A 19170-nucleotide genomic window follows, 5' to 3' on the forward strand; every position below is an offset into this window, starting at 1 on the left:
CGCCCTCTTTTCAAGATCTGAACATCTCTTTGAGAGATGTGTAGAGTTTTTTGAATTTCTCGTGTAGTTTTTCGTAGGTTTCTGTGTTTTCAACAGCAGGGTCAGTGTAACTCTTCACGCGGAACCACTCTTTCGAAATTTTCGCGGGATTTTCTCCCATTGAGCCAGACACTGCGAGGATCGCTGCACCGTAAGACGCCCCTTCATCCACGGCTGGTTTTTGTATTCTCAATCCTGTCATATCTGCGAGCATTTTGTTCCATACCCTGCTCTTTGAACCTCCTCCTGTAATTCTCACACTGTTGAGAACCACCTTGAGTTCTCTCAGTATATCGAACGAATCTTTGATACCGAAGGCAACGCCTTCGAATATGGCTCTCACCATATCCCACTTGGTGTTGTACGAGGATATACCGAAGAAAACACCCCTCGCGAATGGATCTCTGTGTGGTGTCCTTTCACCGTTGAGATACGGCAGGAAGATTATCCCGTTTGATCCTGCAGGAATTTTATCCACCTCTTCGTTGATTGTTTCGTAATCTTCGCTCAGGAATTTTTCCTTGAACCACTCCAGTGAATAGGTAGCGGAGAGCATCACACCCATGTGGTATCTTGTTTCTGGAACGGTGTGTGCAAAGAAATGTACTCTACCCTTTGGATCGGGCTGATTCCCTTTTGTGGGTGCCAGAACGGTTCCTGAAGTACCGAGACTCACCATCACGTCACCCGGTTCTACGACGGCTATTCCAAGAGCTGCACAGGCGTTGTCGGCTCCTCCGCCTATCACAAGCGTGTCTTCGGAGAGACCGAGATCCGACGCTACTTCGGGTTTCACATTTCCAACCACGCCGTTCGACGGTATTATCTCTGGAAGAACACTTTCCGGTATGTTGAGTTCTTTCAATACGTCCTTGTTCCATTCCATCTTTGACACACTGTACATCACCGTTCCGGAGGCGTCGGAATGCTCCGTTTTCACCTCACCGGTGAGCATGTAGTTTATGAAATCTTTCGGAAGCATGATTTTTGAGATTTTTTCGTAGATCTCAGGTTCATGCTTTCGGATCCAGAGTATTTTTGGGAGTGTGAAACCGGGCAAAATAGGATTTCCGACGAGCTTGAGAACGTTTTCCTCTCCGCCGAGGATCTGGGTGGCTTCTTCACACTCTTTGTATGTTCTCTGATCGCACCAGAGGATGGCATTTCTCAGGACTTTACCGTTGTCATCTATTGCTACAAGACTGTGCATCTGCCCGCTGGTGGAGATCGCTCTTATTTTGCCGCCCATTTCTTTCGATCTGTCGGAGAGGTTTTTCAGTATTTTTCTCACCGCCTCCCACCAGGAGAAGGGATCCTGCTCTGCCCAGGCGGGCTGAGGAGTGAGCATCATTAGTCTTTCGTTCGCAGTAGCGAGAATCTCTCCCTTCTCGTTCACAAGAATTCCCTTGACGCCGGTCGTTCCCACATCGAGTCCCACGTACAGGTTCATTATGCGACCCTCCCGTTCTGTTTTTTCTGTCCAGATGCGTAGTACATTATTTCCTCCTGGGTGACTTTTTTCTCTCTGTTGTCCAGAACGGCTGTGATTTCACCTTCCCACATGACGATTATTCTATCGCTGAGATTCAGTATTTCTGGGAGTTCCGAAGAGATCATGATCACAGCTTTTCCCTGTGCGGCGAGTTCTCTGATCATTCTGTGTATTTCTGCCTTTGCACCAACGTCTATTCCGCGTGTTGGTTCGTCGAAGATCAGAATATCCACATTCGTGGCGAGCCATTTGGCAAGGACCACTTTCTGCTGGTTTCCGCCCGATAGATTTTCTGTTATTTGATAAATGGAAGGCGTTTTTATGGAGAGTCTTTTTACATAGTCTTCTGAGATCTCTTCTTCTTTTCTTTCATCGAGCACGAGCCTCCATTTGCTGATTTTTTTCAGTGATGGGAGCACGATGTTGTCCTTCACAGTCATTCTCAAAACGAGTCCCTGAAGTTTTCTGTCTTCAGGAATGAGTCCTATCCCCATCTTTATGGCATCTTCCGGATTTTTTATTTCAACTTTCCTTCCGTTAACGTATATGTCTCCAGATTCCTTTTGATTCACTCCGAACACCAAGAGCATCGTTTCAGTTCTTCCAGCCCCCACAAGTCCCGCGAATCCCAGAACTTCTCCCTTTCTCACTTCAAAAGAAACATTCTTCACTTTATCCTTCCATCTCAGGTTTTTGACTTCGAGTGCAATTTCTCCGGGTCTGGTCTCAATTCCGTGTGGGAAAAACTCCACTTCACGTCCTACCATCATTTTTATGATCGTGTCCACATCGAATTCTCCTTTTTTCAACTCGCCGACTCTTTTTCCGTCTCTCATCACAACGATCCTGTCACTTATCCTCATAACTTCGTCCAGTCTATGTGAAACGAAAACGACAGAAATACCTCTACTTTTCAACATTTCTATGATTTCGAAGAGTCTTTCTGTCTCTTCGACAGTGAGAGATGATGTGGGTTCATCCATGAAGATGATCCTGGGTTCTTTAACCAGTGCCTTACATATCTCCACCATCTGTCTCTGGGCGGTGGTGAGATTTCTCACCAGAGCGTCTGGAGAGAATTTGGCGCCGATGAGATCGAGCAGTTCTTTAGATCTTGTGTACATATAGTTCTCATCAACTCTACTGGAAAGGGTTCTTTTCTGTCCTCTGACAGCTTCATAGGCGAGAAAGATGTTTTCCGCCACAGTCATGTTGTCACACAGGTTCAGTTCCTGATGGATAACACTTATACCCTTTTTGAACGCGTCGACCGGAGAGTGAAATTCTACCCTTTCGCCGTTGACCAGAATTTCTCCCGCATCAGGTTTGAGGACACCCGTCAGAATTTTTATGAGGGTGGATTTACCAGCACCATTTTCACCTATCAGAGAGACAATCTCGTTTTCGTAAACCTCAAAATCGACGTTGTCCACAGCCACAACTCCAGGGAATCTTTTCACTATGCCCTTTGCTTTCAGTATCTCCATTCGATCACCCCTGAAAACGAGGAGGGGAAACACCCCTCCTCGTGTTTTTCAGAATTTTATTGGAATTCCGAGTTCTTCCATCTTCTTCAAATATTCATCGAGGTTCTCTGGTGTGACCACGTCAACACCTGTGTCGATCACGTAGTCAACCTTTCCATCAACCTTGACTTTCGGAAGCATCATCAGAGTGTTCTGAACACCTATCTTGTTCATCAGATAAAGAACTGTGACTGACAGGTATCCCATCATGTAAGGTCTCTGCCCCATTGTTGCCTGAATAACTCCCTCTTTCACGTACTGAAGAATATCGGGTGTTGTATCGAAACAGACGATCTTCACTTTCCCAACTTTTCCAGCATTTTTCACCACGAGTGCCTGAGAAGGTCCGTTGTAGGCGTACACACCGAAAAATGCATCGAGATCTGGATGGGCATTGAGGGCAGCTTCCGCCAGAGACACAGCCCTTGCACCGTCTTCTTCATCGTTGAGAATGTCGACTATTTCTATCTCTGAATCCTTGATGGCGTCTTTGAACCCCTGGATTCTCTGAAGGGAATTCATAGCCGTCAGTGAACCCGTTCCTATGACGACCTTACCCTTTCCTCCAAGGAGCTCCTTCATGATGAGACCGGCTGTGTAACCCGCCTGGTAGTTGTCCGTTCCGATGTAGACGTACCTTCCGCTGTCTGGAGAGTCTGTATCGAGAGTGACAACAGGAATACCCATCTCAAGGGCTTTCTTGATGGTGGGGATGACTGCAGTTGGATCGGACGGTGCGATCGCAATACCGTCCACGCCCTCGGCTATGAAAGATTCGAGCATCTGAAGCTGGGCGTTGATATCTTCCTTTTGTGGGACGAAGAACTTCGTATCCACTCCGAGGGCCTTCCCCGCCGCTTTAACACCCTGTTCCACCTGTGACCAGTAAGGATGGACGGATTTTCCGATAACACCTATGGTGAGAGCCAGCGACAGACCAGCAACCAGGAGAACCGAAAGAAAAACCAGAAGTTTCCTCATGATAACACCCCCTTGAAAGATGGTTTATTCCACATACACCCACATCTTTTTTCTGTACACCGGATCTTCAGGGTTCACTCCTTTTCTTTTGAAAAGCTCGCTCAGAGTGACGAATTCGTATCCACGTTTTTTCAATTCTGGGATCAGTATCTCCAGGACTTCGACGATCGGATGCGGCTCCGGCTGTACGTCGTGAAGAAGAATTATTGCACCATCTCTTACGCCTTTCAGTACGTTGTTTACTATCTTTTGGGGATCTCTATCGCATCCTGCCCAGTCGTAACCGAGAACGCCACTCACAAACGGCATGTTTATCACATCGAACATGGTACCGCTCACTGCCAAGTTTGGTGGCCTGAAGAATCGAGGTTCTTTTCCTGCGTATTTCTTGATAAGCTCGTTCGTGCGTTCGATGTGATCTTTTATCGTCTCAGGATCTTTTTTGTCAAGTGGTTCATAATTCCACGAGTGATTTCCTATTTCACATCCCATGGATATCATTCTTTCGAGGATAGCTCGAGTACTTTCGTTCAACCTCTGTCCCACAACGAAAAAGGTAGCTACAACACCGTGTTTTTCAAGAGTGTCCAGTACTGCGGAGGTGAGTTTTACATCAGGACCGTCATCGAAAGTGAGCGCCACCAGTTTCACTCCGTTTTCCTCCTTGGAGTTCACTTTTGAATCAATTGAAAAAAGCAAAACTGTTGTCAAAAAGATCGAAAGAAAAACCAGAAGTCTTTTCATGACCCACCCACCTGTTATTTGCTTGCAAGTCTCCTTCTCAATATGTCGAGAGTTACTGCCACAACTATGACGATTCCGATGACTACATTGTGCCAGTACGTCGAAACGTTGAGAAGAACGAGAGCGTTCCAGAGAAGACTAATGATACTCGCGCCTACGATTGCTCCTAAAACACTTCCTTCTCCTCCCGCGAGACTCGTTCCACCGATCACGGTAGAGGCTATGGCATAGAGTTCGTACATATTACCAACACCTGGTTGCCCTTGAGAAAGCCTTGCCGCAATGATTATCCCCACCACACCGGCAAGGAACCCTGATACCATGAACGCTATCATTCTCACCCTGTCCACGTTCACCCCGGAAAATCTTGCGGCGACTTCGTTACCGCCGGAAGCCCTCAGGTGTTTTCCGTAAACGGTCTTTCTGAGGAAGAAATCTGCCACAAGAGCCACTGCAAGGAGAATCCACACCGGGATCGGTATCTTCAAAAATTCACCCTGCCCGATTTTCAAAAAAGAAGACGGGAGTCCGATTATAGGCCATCCCTTTGTGATCACGGCTGCCATGCCTCGGGCGATTGTCAGTGTTCCAAGGGTGATGATAAAGGCGGGAACCCTGAGTTTTGTGACGAACAAGCCGTGCCACGCACCTGCTCCTATAGAAAACAATAGAATGAGAATCACAGAGATCCACACGGGAACACTGTGAGTCATGAGCCAGGCGACCATTACCCCTGTGAGCGCCACCATAGAACCGGGGGAGAGGTCGATGGCTCCTCCCCCGGAGATGATGACAAAGGTTTCACCGATAGCTAACAGGCCAAAGATCGCTATCTGCCTTCCGAGAGCCTGAAGATTGAATGCCGTCAGAAAGCGGGGATTCAGGATAGCCGTGAAGACAGCCAGACTGACGAGAGCAACTAAAGGGCCGAGTTCTCTGAAAGTTCTCTTCTTAAATTTCGAAGCCAAGCTATCTCCTCCTCAGTAACACCTGTTGAATATTTCTTCCATGTCCTTCGCGGTTAAGTTACCGGGAGTTACAACAACCACTCCATTCAGTATCCTGTAGCCGGTTTCTGCCATCTTTGGAATATCCTCTTTTTTCACACCCAGTTCACTGAGTCTCTTGTTGAGACCGAACATTTCCTGGAAGTCTCTCAGTTTCTTGATAGCGATCCTTCCAGCTTTTCTATCGTCTGTTTCGTAAACGCCGAACACTTCCCTTCCAACGATGGCGAGTCTCTCGTAGGCGTGATCGAAGATGTATTCGAACAGGTACGGACCTGTGATGCACAGACCAAGACCATGGGTGATTTCTGGATAGAAACCACTGAGACCATGCTCCAGCGCGTGGTTTGCGATCACACCGGTCAGAGTCTCTGTGATTCCTGCTTCAGTACTGGCCCAGGCGAGGTTCGTTCTGGCTTCCATATCTTCTCCGTTCTCGTAAGCAACTGGGAGATATGTCACAATCCTTTTCATGGCGTCCAGGGCGAGGACATCCGAGTAAGGATTCGCATTCACGTTGAGGAAGGCTTCTATAGCGTGATAGAACGCATCCATAGAGGTGTACGCGGTCTGGTCTTTCGGTAATGTCTTCATCACTTCAGGATCCACAAGGGAGAGAACGGGAAAGGTGTTTCTATAGCCTATTCCCACTTTTTCTTTCGTTTGGGGATTTGTGATCACCGCAAATGGATCTGCCTCGGTTCCCGTTCCGTGTGTGGTGGGTATAGCAACAACGGGGATGGATTTTTCTGGAATCTTTCCACCACCTACGGGAACGTAATCCCAGAATTTTCCTTCATTCGGAGCGGTAATAGAAATCGCTTTTGCGCTGTCTATTGGACTTCCTCCACCAAGTCCTATGATGAAATCTATTTTCTCTTTTCTCACGATTTCTGCAGCCTCATCGACGTGATCCGATATCGGGTTGGGAATTATTTTGTCGAAGACGAAACTTTCCACTCCTGCTTTCTTGAGAAGATCTACCACTCTCTGCAAAAGGCCGGTCTTCTTAGTGCTGGAGCGCCCTGTCACAATCAATGCTTTTTTTCCGAGCTTTTTTGCCCTTTCTTCCAGTTCGTCCACCGCTCCCACCCTGAAAATGATCTCCGTTGGAAGATAGGATGAAATTTTGAACATACTGTCACCTCCTTTTGAAAATCAACATCTCTCCAGCCAAGGTTCGGTGCATGGATCAACAGTCTCTTTTCAGTGTTCACTATTCCTGGAAGCGAAAACACCAGCTTTGAGATGCTCTCGTTCAGTGTATGGGTTCTGAGGATGTTCTCGTAAGATTCCTTCACTTTTTCTTTGAATTCTTCAAATACCCTTGGAGTGGGAAACCTTTCCACAATTCTCCAGGTTCCATCCAGGAAACCTACGGCCACAAGTGTTTCAAGAACTTCCACGTTGTATATGATCGCTGTGACAAACGATCTTGTAGGCCCATATGTCACAGCCCGTCTTCTTCGGCCCGTTGCCATCCCTTTTTCTTCTATTAAACCTTCGTTAATCAACTCCTCAACGATTCTCCAGATCGCACTCTGAGCAAGACCCGTCTTTTTTGCAATCTCAACTCTACTATTTGACTTCTTCTATTATGTCCTCGACAGCCAGTACGGCCGCGCCCACGAGGTTGGAACTGATGTTTCTGAATTCTGTGGTTCTGATTTTCAGATCCTTCACAGCGGCCTTCAAAGCTCTTTGATGGACAAAGTCTTTTACAATATCGAGAAAACTATCACCAAGATCGACGACTTCCCCACCAAGGATCACGAGTTCAGGATTCAATATGTTCACCAGGTTCACGATGCCGACCGCTATGTTTTCCGCAAATTTCATCAGTATTCTTTTTGCATCGTTTCTCTGCTTCAGCGCCTGGAATTTCTCTATTGCGTTTTTTCCAGGGAGTTCTTTCCCGTACTGCTCGATCGCCCAGTTGATCGAAGAGACGAGTTCCCAGCAACCCCAGTTGGAACAGTGGCACTGCCTGTCGGAGTACATGTTCACTGTCATGTGCCCTGCTTCACCCGCTGTAAAAGAAGGACCTCTGAAGATCTTTCCATCGATCATCAATCCCGCTCCAACACCCTCTCTTATGATGATAAAAACGGCTTCTTTCACGTTTCTCAGATCTTCTGAGTGGTACTTTTCGGCGAGCATGGAAAGATTCGCCTCGTTGTCCGCAAGAACGGGAACATCGACTTTGAGGAGTTCTTTTATACTCACATTCTCCCACTCAAGGTTTGGGGCGAGAAGTATTTTCTTTTCTTCCATATCAACCATTCCTGGAACGGAAAGAGAGATTCTTGAAATTCTATATTCACCTGAGATGCGTTCGTAGATTTCTTTGACTATGTTGAAGAATTCCACTGGTTCCCTCGGTGTGTTGAAAGTTCCCCTCGGTTCTACTTCTCCGTCGAAAAATCCAACACCGTAGGTCGTTATATTCACTCCTATATCGAAGACTAAACTCAAAAAGGCGTTCTTTCTTAGATCGAGGAGAATTCTTCTTCTTCCGGGAGAATTTTTCCCCATCGTACCGATCTCTCTTATATAACCTTCATCTATGAGTTCTTTCGTGAGTCTTGTTACACTGCTCGGCGTGAGCCCTGTGACCTCCGATATGTCTGATCTGGAGATGGGATGGTTTTCGTGAATCACCTTGAGGATGCTCTTTTTGTTGAGGATTTTTATTCTCGGAGAGTTGTATTTCAACTTCGATTCCTCCTTTTGGATCGTAATATTATCTTCTCATTAATTATATGCGGGAAATAATTTAAAATCAAGGTCGGATATCTGTTGTTTTCTCCATTTTCGACTGCTTAATAGGAATTATGGGTTTTTAACCTTAAAAATTGTAATTTTTCGGAGATTTCCTTCAGGCCTCTGGCGGTCACTCTCTCTTTTTCTTCAGATTGATACCATCCTTCGGTAAAACCGTATCTTTCAGCCAGTTCTAAAATTTTTTCGTACTCGTCCTGGTTCAGTTTTCTGCTTATTTCGGGAAATTTCTGGGCGTCAAAGTGAGGGATGTACTGATTCATTATGGAGAGAGGAATTCGTGTGGACAGGCTTGAAAGGAAAGAAAAAATTTCAGAATAATCCACCACGTTTCCAGGAAGAACAAGAATTCTCACAATGAGGCCTTTCATTTTTTCTTCGTCGAAGACACCCACCTGTCTGAACATCTCGATGATGGCCTTCTGAACAACTGTCCAGTAATCCGGGGTTTTTGAGTACTTTTTAGAAGCTTCGTTGTCCGAATATCTCACATCGGAAAGATAGATATCAACGGCACCTTCTAAAAGTCTGAGAATCTCGAGGTCTTCGTATCCGCTGGTGTTGTAGACGATGGGAAGGTTCAATCCATTTTCAATGGCGATTCTCAGGGCTGAGATTATGAACGGAAGGTGTGGTGTGGGGGTGACAAGATTCAGGGTCTTCGCACCGTGTTTTTGCAGGATCAAGAATATCTCCGCAAGGTCTTCCACTTCAACCTCTGTTCCTATTCCTTTCTGGCTGAATCCCATGTTTTGACAGTATACACATTTCATGTTACAACCGCTGAAGAACACCGTACCCGCACCCGTTTTTCCAGAGATGGGAGGTTCTTCACCGAAGTGAAGAACCGCGTTGGATATCTTCGCTCTGGCGGGCAGTCCACAGATTCCGGTGGTTCTGTATCTATCAACACCACACTTTCGAGGACAGAGTTCGCACTTTTCAAGGTTGTCCCAAAGTGTGGTTTCGATCTCTTTTATTCTCTCAATTTTCTTTTTCGACATACTCGATTTTTGCTCCCAGTTTGCTGAATTTGTCTATGACATCTTCGTAACCTCTGAATATGTGTTCAACGTTGCTTATCTCTGTAACACCATCCGCTATGATTCCCGCTATGAGAAGGGCAGCGGTTGCTCTGAGATCCGTTCCCTCAACAGGGGCACCGCTGAGCTTTTCAACTCCTTTCACTATGGCAACGTTTCCAGAAACTTCTATGTCCGCTCCCATTCTTTTCAACTCGTCCACGTGTAAGAACCTCGTTTTGAAGACGTTTTCGGTTATAACCGAGACTCCCGACGCTATCGATAGATACGCCATCATCTGAGGTTGGAGATCCGTGGGAAAACCAGGGTACGGATTCGTTGTAACATCCACCGCTTCTGGTCTTTCTCTCATTTCGATCTCTACTTCGTTTCCAAAAACTTTAAGTTTTACCCCTGTTTCTTCTAGTTTCTCAAAAAAGTTCGTGAGATGATCCGGGTTCACGTTCTTCACCAGACCTTTTCCTCGACTTGCTGCGATGGCTACCAGGTACGTTCCAGCTTCTATTCGATCGGGAATGATGCTGTATTCAACTCCCTGCATTTTCTCCACGCCTTCAATCACTATTCGGCTGGTTCCGGCTCCTTCAATACGTCCACCCATTCTGTTTATGAAATTTTGAAGGTCCACGATTTCAGGTTCCATGGCGGCGTTTTCTATCACCACACGAGTGCCTTCCAGGAGAGCCGCTGTGGTCATCAGGTGTTCCGTGGCACCAACGCTTGGAAAAGGAAGGGTAATCGTCACCTGGTCGGTTCTTCTTTCAAAGGTGGCTTCAACAAAGCCGTGTTCCACTTTTATCGAGAATCCCATTTTTTTGAGACCTTCAAGATGAAAGTCCACAGGTCTGACACCTATGGAACACCCGCCTGGAAGAGCAACTTTCGCCCTTCCAGTTCTCACAGCGATCGGACCGAGCACGTTGAAGGACGCCCTCATCTTCCTGACAAGTTCGTAAGGTACTTCCTGTGAGATATCGTTTTCTCTTTTGATCTTCAGTTCGTTCTCGTCGAATTCCACTCTGAATCCAATGGATCTCAGGATGTCTATCATGACGAAGACATCTTGGAGTCTCGGTACGTTTTTGAGAATTATCTCTTCATCGCATAGAATCGCCGCTGCCATTATTGGAAGAGCAGCGTTTTTTGAACCCGATATCTCCACTTCTCCTTCGAGAACGGTACCACCCTGAACGACCAGTTTGCCCAATCAAGCCACCGCCTTTTCAAGATCGAGGATCGCCTTTTCCAGATCCATGAAATCTTCAGGATAGCTTTTGTATGCAATCGAGTATTCGATGTCTCCTATACTTTCGATGTGATTTTTTATTCTCTCTTCTATATTCGGAGCCGTTTCTTTTCCAACACCGATTACGAAGAGTGCAAAAGTATCATCGGAGTATCTGCCCACACTATCTAAGGGTACCCTCACGCATTCTTTGAGAACTTTTCCTATCTTCATCAGCGCTTTTTCTCTTTCATTCTCAGATACCTTTGTTTTCACAAAGAATATCGTGTAAGGTGTGTTCTCTTCGAAGGCCCTCTGATGTTGATAAGATAGGAGTCTCAGGAAATGGTCTTTCGCGTACACTCTTGTCAGTGGATCGATCATTTTTGTAGTTCCCAGCTTTTCAAAGAAATCGTCGAACACCTGGAATTGTTTCTTCATGACTTCGTTGTATTCTTCTATCAGAGCCTCGAGCTCCTGCTCTCTCTGCTGGCATTGCCGCAGCTTCTCTTCCAGCTCTTCTATTCTTTTCAAAAGTTCCGTGCGTTCATCCATGTTGAGCACCTCCGATTGTCAGTATAATAAACTTCAGAAATATTCTACCACGTCGAAATTGTGGAGGGATTATTCGATGACAATAAGCTACGAAGATATGGAAAATTTCTTGGTGTGTCCAAGGCGATATTACCTTTCAAAAAAATTTCAAAAGAGGTTTCTCCGAATTTTTCGGAGGAGTTAATGGAGGCTGGATTCCCTCTCGAAAATCCTGTGATCGTGTGTGAGTTTGAGGGTCATGGATTGGTTTCAAATCCCGATCTGGTTGTGAAAGAAAGGGATGGATGGAGAATTATTCTAAGAAAGAACGCAAAAAGGTTTAAAGACAAATACATCCTTGAGAGCGCTTATCATGCCCTGGTTTTCTCAAAAGCTGGTCTGAAGGTTTCTGGAGTGGAGATCGTATCCGACAGCTTCTCAAGAAAGATGGAAAACTGGAAAAATCTGATACCCATCGTCGAAGATGTTTTGAGAGAAATGTTGACATTAGATGATGATCCTCATCCCAGAGTGGGAAAACACTGTAGATACTGTGATTTTCTCGAAGATTGCGAAGGGAAGCTTCTTGAAGAGAAGAGTTTGCTTCTGGTGAACGGGATAGGAGAAGAAACGTACAGGGTTCTCTATGGAATGGGTATAGAAACGCTGGAAGATCTCGCAGGGGCGGACCAGAGAATCCTGGAAAAGGTATTTGGAAAAGAGAAGGGAAAAAGGTTCATCATGGCGGCGAGGGCGTTTCTCGAGAATAGAGTGATAATGATAACTCCTCCGGAAGATCTTCCAGAAGGAACAATAGTTGACATAGAGTATCATCCAGCGGAAGAGAGTGATTTTCTCTATGGGTTTTTAATAGGTGATGAGTACAGATATTTTCTGGAAGAAGATCAAGAAGATCTGATCGCATTTTTGAACTCTCTGGATGATGGAAGTGTTCTCTACCATTATCATGGACCAGAGAAGAGAAAGCTGATTTCATTGATCGGCAGAAACAAAAGGATGAATTTTCTCGATGTGTTCTCAATTCTGAGGAATCACTTCGTTTTTCCGGTTATGTCCTACTCACTCAAAAGAATCGCTAAGTATCTGGGGTACGATTGGAGAACGTCTCTGAATGGTTATGAAATACTGCGGCTTTATGAGAAATGGAAAAAAACGAGAAACGAGGAGCTTCTAAAGCAGATGCTCCTGTACAACGAAGATGATGTGAGGGCAACGAAGTTGGTCCTGGATTTCATGAGGTCTTACTCTTCTTTTTCATAGGGAACACCATCGGCTGCTGGTGGTCTAGTTCTTCCTATCAGGCCAGCCACGACAACGAGGGTAACAACGAACGGAAAGAGATTGAACAACGGTTTTGCCGTAGCGGGTACGTTGAGAATGGGACTGCTCTGAAGTTGATTGGCCAGAGCTTCTGACATACCAAACATGAGGCAGGCCCACATGGCACCTATGGGATTCCAATTTCCAAGGATCATGGCCGCAAGGGCAATGAAGCCCCTTCCTCCCGTCATGAGTTCCCTGAAGTTACCGACCTCTCCTATGGAAAGGAACGCTCCTCCCATGGACGCCAGAGCACCGCTCATGAGAACTCCGAAGTACCTTATTTTGAAGACGTCAACACCGAGAGTATCGGCGGCCTCGGGATTTTCACCTACTGCCCTCATTCTGAGACCCAGTGGGGTCTTGTAGATCAAAAACCACGCAAAAAAGACCATTGCGAAGGCTATGAGAACTATTGGACTGATGGTTCCGATGGCTTCTCCGATGAAAGGAATGGAGGAAATTCCAGGTAGTGTGATCTCTTCGATTCGACCCACATAAGGTGTCTGCCCCGGCTGACCGAATATCGGTTCCATGAGAAAACCTGTCAGACCCTGCGCGACCAGTATCAACGCCGTCGCGCTCACTATCTGGTTACCTCTCCATTTGATACTCGCCCAGGCGTGGAACCAGGAAAATCCGATCCCTATGGGGATGGAAAGCAAGAAACCGAGCCACACGTTTCCGGTGTAGTATGTGATCACCACCGAAGAAAACGCTCCAAGGAGCATTATTCCTTCAAGGGCGATGTTCACAACCCCTGTAACTTCACTGAAAACACCTCCAAGGGATGCGAAAAGAAGAGGAGTGGAAGCTGTGAGAGTGAGCTTGTAAAAGAGGGGATTCGAGAAAATGTTCCAGAGCACTTCCAGTATTTTCATCTTTTCACCTTCCTGAACCTGAGAAGGGTTTTAACAATCCTGTCGGCTGCGACGAGGAATATGACGATACCCTGTATGATTGTGACGATGTGTTTTGGTACCCCAACGAACTGCATGTTGCTCGATCCAGTTCGCAGAGCAGCTATGAGAAATGAGGCGAAGATGATGCCTATGGGATGGTTTTGTCCGATCAGCGCGATCGAGATTCCATCGAAACCCTTTCCGCCGGAGAGTGTTCCTAGGAACCTGTGATGTAACCCCATCACTTCCAGGGCTCCAGCAAGGCCCGCCAGCGCTCCGCTTATTGCCATACACATGACGATGTTCTTTGAGATGTTTATTCCTCCATATTCTGCCGCGTACGGATTGAATCCAACTGCTTTCACCTCATAGCCAGTTTTCGTCTTCTCCAGAACGATGTATATAACCACCGCTGAAAGGATTGAAATCAGAATACCGGAGGTCATTTCTAAAGCGCCAACTGTAATGATAGGAGGAAGTTTGGCAGAAGGAGCGATTTCTGGACTTTTGGGAGTACCCGATCCCACTGCCAGTGGTCCCGTGATGAGGTAAGAGGATATGTAGGTTGCAATCCAGTTCAGCATTATGGTTGACACAACTTCGTGTGCTCCCGTTTTTGCCTTCAGATAACCGGCTATAGAGGCCCAGACGGCACCTCCCAGCATGCCGGCAATCATCGTAAGAGGGATAGCGAGTGCTGGCGGTATTCCTCTCATGTGCATTCCAACGACAGTTGCCAGAATCCCTCCCATGATCATCTGTCCTTCCGCTCCTATGTTGAATAGCCCTGCTCTGAAACCAAATCCAACGGCGAGTCCTGTTAGGATGAGCGGCGTGGTTTTTATCACCGTATCGGCCAGAGCCTGGATATTTCCGAAAGCCCCTTCGATCATGGCTTTGTACGCTATCACGGGGTTTTGCCCGATCAGAATGATCACCACGGCTGCTATAAGAAGTGCTATGATGACCGAAAAGAACGGGACAAGAAATGACCACACCCTGTTGTTCATCTTCTGATCTCCTCCAGTCTTTTACCTGCCATCATGAGCCCTACTTCCTCTGGAGTGGTGTCTTCCGGTCTGACTTCTCCCATTATCTGTCCTTCGTACATAACCAGTATTCTGTCGCTGAGCGAGAAGATTTCGTCCAGTTCCATGGATATGAGAAGAACACCGACACCTGCGTCTCTCATCGATACGAGTGTTTTGTGAATGAATTCTATCGCACCCACGTCCAGACCACGTGTCGGTTGAGCCACAACGAGAAGCTCGGGGGAGAAACTCATTTCACGCGCAACGATGATCTTCTGCTGATTCCCACCGGAGAAACTTCCCGCGAGGAGTTCTATATTTCTCGGCCTGATATCGAACTTTTCAAAAAGTTGTTTTGAAAATCTTTTTATTTCCTTCATGTTGAGAAAACCGCTCTTCACGAAAGGCTCTATCATGTGCCTTCCCAAAATGGTGTTGAAATATGCCGGAAAATCCACTATCAAACCTCTTTTGAGTCGATCTTCTGGAACGTGGAACATTCCGAGATCTCGCAATCTTTTTGGGTCGTATCCCGTTATATCTTCACCTCTGAAGAGGACTCTTCCGCGTTCCGCTCTGCGAAGTCCTGTGATCGCTTCTACCAGTTCGGACTGACCGTTTCCAGCAACACCGGCTATCCCTACTATCTCTCCCCTCTTTACCTCGAAAGAAACTCCCTTTACAACGTCCAGTTTCCTGTTGTCCTTGACCCAGAGATCTTCTATTTTGAGGAGTGTTTCACCGGCTTCTTTTGGCTTTTTCTCAACCGTGAGAACGACTTCCCTTCCCACCATCAATCTCGCTATTTCCTGTGGTGTGGTTTGTGAAGTAATGAGGTTTCCTGTGACCCTTCCCTGTCTCATAACGGTGATTCTATCGGAGATCTCCATCACTTCGTTCAATTTATGCGAAATGAATATGATCGTCTTCCCGCTCTTTTTCAATCGTCTCAAGACTTCGAAGAGTTCCTCTGTTTCCTGTGGAGTGAGGACGGCAGTAGGTTCATCTAATATGAGAATCTCTGCTCCTCTGTAGAGTGTCTTGATGATCTCTACTCTCTGCTGCAACCCCACGGGCATGTCCTCTATTTTCATATCGACGTCTATTGTTAATCCGTACTCTTCCGAGAGTTTTTTAACTTCTTTTCTCGCCTTTTTCCTATCCAGAAGAATTCCTTTCCTTGGTTCCATCCCGATGATCACGTTCTCGTAAGCCGTCAGGTTGTCAACGAGCATGAAATGCTGGTGAACCATACCTATACCGTTTTTTATCGCGTCAGCGGGGCCAGAAAATTCTACTCTTTTTCCGTTTATGTAGATTTCCCCCTCATCGGGCTTTAAGAGGCCGTAGAGTTGTTTCATGAGAGTGGTTTTTCCAGCGCCGTTTTCACCAACGATAGCGTGGATTTCACCCTTTTCGACGAAGAGATCCACGTGATCATTTGCCAGAACTCCTGGAAACCTTTTAACGATTCCCTTCATCACAACTGCGTACTCCACCGGATCACCCCTGAAAAGAGGGGGAGGACTCCCCCTCAGAATGGGAATTCGATTTGTGGCACTTCAAAAGCATCGAGTTCTTCCTGAGTCTCTGGGACTTTCAGAGTGCCTTCTTTCATCAATTTTTCAAGGTAAAGGAGTTCGGCTATGACTCTGTTGGGAACGAGTCCTTTCGTGTACTTCATAGGACTTATTCCAACTGCATCTTCGGAGATTCCAAGAACCCTGTGTCCACCTTCGAACGTTCCCTCGTAAGCCCAGACAACTCCGTAATAAGACGCAACGTCCACTCTCTTCATGGCACTCGTCAGAACTGCACCGGGAGCCATGTAATCCTGATCCATGTCCACTCCTATGGCGAAGAATCCCTTTCCGTTCGTTGTGTAGTAATCTATAAGGTCAACGAGTTTGTCAGAACCGGCCAGTGCTGAGAATTTCTCCCTGGCAGCTTCTATAACGCCGTTTCCACAGGCGCCGGAGGCGTGGAACACAATATCGGCTCCTTCCGCAAACTGGGACATGGCGAGGTCCTTACCCTTCTTCGGATCTTCGAAGTCCTGTGTGTAGCCTCTCAAGATCTTCACGTTCTTTTTGTGGAGAACCGAGTAAGTCTTTATACCGGCCTCGTAACCGTATCTGAACCTTTCCACAGGAGGTATCGGAATTCCTCCGACGAATCCAACCGTTCCGGTCTTCGTCATGGCGGCCGCCACGTAACCTACCAGGAAGGCGGCTTCCTGTTCTTTGAAGGTGAATGTGAGTACGTTCGGGAGAATCTGGCCCTCGGGAGGCGTGATGTCTATTCCCACAAAGTACGTGTCCGGATATTGCTTTGCCACTTTAAAGAGGGCATCCGTCATCATGAAACCAACAGCGAACACGAGATCAGCTTCTTCCGCTGCTTTGCTGAGGTTCGGTATGTAGTCGGACTGCTCGTAAGATTGTATCACTTTCGCTTCTATTCCGAGTTCTTCTGCAGCTTGCTTTACTCCTGCCCACGTTCCATCGTTGAAGGATTTGTCACCGAGTCCCCCGACGTCCGTCACCATGATGACTTTGAAACCAAACAGAGCAACCGCGAAAATCATCAAAGAAATCACGAGAAACTTTTTCATGCTTTCACCCTCCTTTTCATGAAGTTTTTATAGAGAAGAAACAGAGAAACGAATATCAAAAACACTTCGATGTGGAAGGTGTGAGTGGACGAAGTTTCGATGATCAGAGGGAAAATTCCGCTTTCAACGAAAACTTCGAGGTGTTTCCATTTGATCATCGAAAGGATGGAGGTGAACAGAGTCGCTGCTGCGGGAAAGATCAGATATCTTCCTCCAAGAACAGCGGAGAAGAAAAGCAAAAAGAAAGTGAAGATGCCGATCAATCCATTCACGGTGCGATAAGGTTTCAGCGAGAGATACCTTTTCTCCGTTGAATAGGAGAAAGAAACACCTTCAATGAGTGGGTACCTTTCAATGGTGTTTGTCAGTTCTCTTTCGAAATCCTGTGAGAATTTTTCGGAAGTGTACGAGGTGATCCTTTCTACAAATTGGTCCAGTGATTTGATTTCTCTTTTGTACTTTCTATACCTGGATTTTTCCTGTGAGAGGTAATCACTCAGATCGCCTTCGATTTTACCGGTTAAATTCAATCTGTCTTCGAACCCGGCTGTGGTGAAGAATTTTGAGCGATCATTCAGCTGAAGGAAAATGCCGTTTTTAGTGGATTCTATCGATTTTAGAGCTTCGATTTTTAGCAGTTCTTCCGGTAAAGATCCAAGGGTTTCCACTATTTGCTTTGTGTGTTCTTTACTTGAAAGGGCTATCGTGTTTATTCTGTTTATGATCGTTTTTACGTGTGAGTCAGGATCTTCAAATATCTCAACTTTCAGCTGATTGTAATACGGTGAGTTCTCAAAAGCACTATCCATACCCATTTCTCTGACTGAGATGTACGACGGGATGAAAAGGAGGAAGACAAATATCAGTGATAGCAGTGGATAGAGATACCTTTTCCTGACAAGAAAGATAAAATTGAAAAAGATGAACGTGAAAACGACAAAAGTTGAAAAGATCATGTTTTCAACGGTGTTGAGATACAGCGATTTTGTCACCCAGATGAACAGAATCTCTGCGGCGATGATGAACTGCAGTATCGTTCGATACTTTCTCAGGAAAATCACCAGAAGAACACCGTAGACGACAAACCGGATCCACCAGAAGTTGGATATCGATAGTGATGTGTTTTCAAAGATACCCGCTACTTCGTTCTGGAGTGCGGAGATATTACTTTCGAATTCTTTCCACAGAAGACTCGCCTGCCTGTTTATGTTTCGAGTGTACTCGGCTTGGTTTTTCGAAGAGGCGATTTCCTCGATCGCTTCTTTTAATTTTGTTTCCAGATCTTCAGGGAGGAGTTTCAAAATATCTGGATGAACATCATGATTCACATTGAAAGAGAACCCTAATTTTCTGATGCCAAGGTTGAATTCAACAGGTGGGGGAGTGTTTGTTCCTCCTGTGTAGTAGGCTAAGATCCATCTAATCAAGTTCAACGCGTTGGAGCGAACGAACATTCTGTATTCGGCAAAGAAGGAATTGAAGGCAGGAGAATTTTTCAGGACACTCTCTGAAGGCTTTGAGCCGGACATCGTGGACTGAAAGTAAGAGAGGAAAAGAACGTTGGAGAGTTTTCTTTCCCAGTTGGTTTCTTTCCAGCTTTGATAGAGCACGAAAAGGTAGTCACCCGGTGTTTTTGCAAATTCAGTTTTTTCCACACTTCCTGCAAGAAATCTTCGAAAGATTCTGTACTTTTGAAGTTGAGGGATGTTTTCTTTTACATAACTCACGAATGGATCCTGCGGGGATCCACTTTCGTAATCTTCCACCAGCTTTTGAAACTGTGCGGTGACATTTTCTAAATCGATGGCAAGGGAAAGAACGGGTACAACCAGAAATAACAAGAACAGAAAAATCCATTTTTTCATCGTCTCAACTCCCCATTCGGGATTATACTATAGACAAGGGGTGAT

At 46.1% G+C, this 19170-nt stretch carries 17 protein-coding genes; 1 reads left to right on the forward strand and 16 read right to left on the reverse strand.

Translation table 11 applies throughout. The features are described from left to right. Positions 1–10 precede the first annotated feature (10 nt). The 11 genes from xylB to CELL2_RS04175 all read right to left on the reverse strand — a co-directional run bounded on the left by xylB (position 11) and on the right by CELL2_RS04175 (position 11393). Positions 11–1489 (reverse strand): xylulokinase, encoded by a 1479-nt coding sequence (gene xylB / locus CELL2_RS04125; RefSeq protein WP_011943395.1) that lies wholly within the window; start codon positions 1487–1489, stop codon positions 11–13. After that, the gene (locus tag CELL2_RS04130) at positions 1489–3051 is read right to left on the reverse strand and encodes a sugar ABC transporter ATP-binding protein (RefSeq protein WP_128080927.1); all 1563 of its coding nucleotides are present in this window, start codon (positions 3049–3051) and stop codon (positions 1489–1491) included. The genes xylB and CELL2_RS04130 overlap by 1 nt, the downstream gene beginning before the upstream one ends. Positions 3052–3066: 15 nt before the next feature. Next, positions 3067–4038, reverse strand: a complete 972-nt coding sequence (locus tag CELL2_RS04135; protein ID WP_011943397.1) for a sugar-binding protein — start codon at positions 4036–4038, stop codon at positions 3067–3069. A 24-nt stretch (positions 4039–4062) separates the two neighbouring features. Then, on the reverse strand, positions 4063–4782 hold the full coding sequence (locus CELL2_RS04140) for a polysaccharide deacetylase family protein (protein ID WP_011943398.1): 720 nt from the start codon (positions 4780–4782) through the stop codon (positions 4063–4065). 14 nt (positions 4783–4796) lie between these two features. Further along, positions 4797–5750: an ABC transporter permease gene (locus tag CELL2_RS04145; RefSeq protein ID WP_038033257.1), complete on the reverse strand. Its 954-nt coding sequence runs from the start codon at positions 5748–5750 to the stop codon at positions 4797–4799. A gap of 12 nt (positions 5751–5762) precedes the next feature. Continuing rightward, complete coding sequence (locus CELL2_RS04150) at positions 5763–6926, reverse strand: iron-containing alcohol dehydrogenase (RefSeq protein WP_012310774.1); 1164 nt, start codon at positions 6924–6926, stop codon at positions 5763–5765. Further along, a complete protein-coding gene (locus CELL2_RS04155; protein ID WP_256380513.1) occupies positions 6824–7357 on the reverse strand; it encodes an ROK family transcriptional regulator in 534 nt (177 codons plus the stop codon). Before CELL2_RS04155 ends, CELL2_RS04150 begins: the two co-directional genes overlap by 103 nt. 10 nt (positions 7358–7367) lie before the next feature. After that, complete coding sequence (locus CELL2_RS04160; RefSeq protein WP_012310775.1) at positions 7368–8504, reverse strand: ROK family transcriptional regulator; 1137 nt, start codon at positions 8502–8504, stop codon at positions 7368–7370. Between the two features lie 107 nt (positions 8505–8611). Further along, positions 8612–9574, reverse strand: a complete 963-nt coding sequence (locus tag CELL2_RS04165; RefSeq protein WP_011943402.1) for a radical SAM protein — start codon at positions 9572–9574, stop codon at positions 8612–8614. After that, positions 9555–10820, reverse strand: coding sequence for a UDP-N-acetylglucosamine 1-carboxyvinyltransferase (gene murA / locus CELL2_RS04170; RefSeq protein WP_011943403.1), 1266 nt, complete (start codon positions 10818–10820; stop codon positions 9555–9557). Before murA ends, CELL2_RS04165 begins: the two co-directional genes overlap by 20 nt. After that, entirely contained in the window at positions 10821–11393 is a 573-nt protein-coding gene (locus CELL2_RS04175) for a diguanylate cyclase domain-containing protein (protein ID WP_011943404.1), read from the reverse strand. A gap of 183 nt (positions 11394–11576) precedes the next feature. On the opposite strand from CELL2_RS04175, the gene CELL2_RS04180 reads away from it, so the two are divergent. Beyond that, positions 11577–12653, forward strand: a complete 1077-nt coding sequence (locus tag CELL2_RS04180) for a TM0106 family RecB-like putative nuclease (protein WP_235231295.1) — start codon at positions 11577–11579, stop codon at positions 12651–12653. Here CELL2_RS04180 and CELL2_RS04185 read toward each other — a convergent pair. Genes CELL2_RS04185 through CELL2_RS04205 form a run of 5 tightly spaced genes read right to left on the reverse strand, consistent with a single transcriptional unit; the run spans position 12635 to position 19125 of the window. Then, complete coding sequence (locus CELL2_RS04185) at positions 12635–13594, reverse strand: ABC transporter permease (protein WP_008194051.1); 960 nt, start codon at positions 13592–13594, stop codon at positions 12635–12637. The genes CELL2_RS04180 and CELL2_RS04185 overlap by 19 nt on opposite strands. Further along, positions 13591–14625 (reverse strand): ABC transporter permease, encoded by a 1035-nt coding sequence (locus CELL2_RS04190; protein ID WP_012896130.1) that lies wholly within the window; start codon positions 14623–14625, stop codon positions 13591–13593. Before CELL2_RS04190 ends, CELL2_RS04185 begins: the two co-directional genes overlap by 4 nt. Further along, positions 14622–16145 carry an ABC transporter ATP-binding protein gene (locus CELL2_RS04195; RefSeq protein WP_029683624.1) on the reverse strand — a complete coding sequence of 508 codons (1524 nt, stop codon included), beginning with the start codon at positions 16143–16145 and terminating at the stop codon, positions 14622–14624. Before CELL2_RS04195 ends, CELL2_RS04190 begins: the two co-directional genes overlap by 4 nt. A gap of 35 nt (positions 16146–16180) precedes the next feature. Further along, entirely contained in the window at positions 16181–17260 is a 1080-nt protein-coding gene (locus tag CELL2_RS04200; RefSeq protein WP_011943408.1) for a BMP family protein, read from the reverse strand. Further along, a complete protein-coding gene (locus CELL2_RS04205; protein WP_012310776.1) occupies positions 17257–19125 on the reverse strand; it encodes a hypothetical protein in 1869 nt (622 codons plus the stop codon). Before CELL2_RS04205 ends, CELL2_RS04200 begins: the two co-directional genes overlap by 4 nt. Between the last annotated feature and the right edge of the window lie 45 nt (positions 19126–19170).

Source organism: Thermotoga sp. Cell2 (assembly GCF_000789375.1).
GTDB lineage: Bacteria > Thermotogota > Thermotogae > Thermotogales > Thermotogaceae > Thermotoga > Thermotoga petrophila.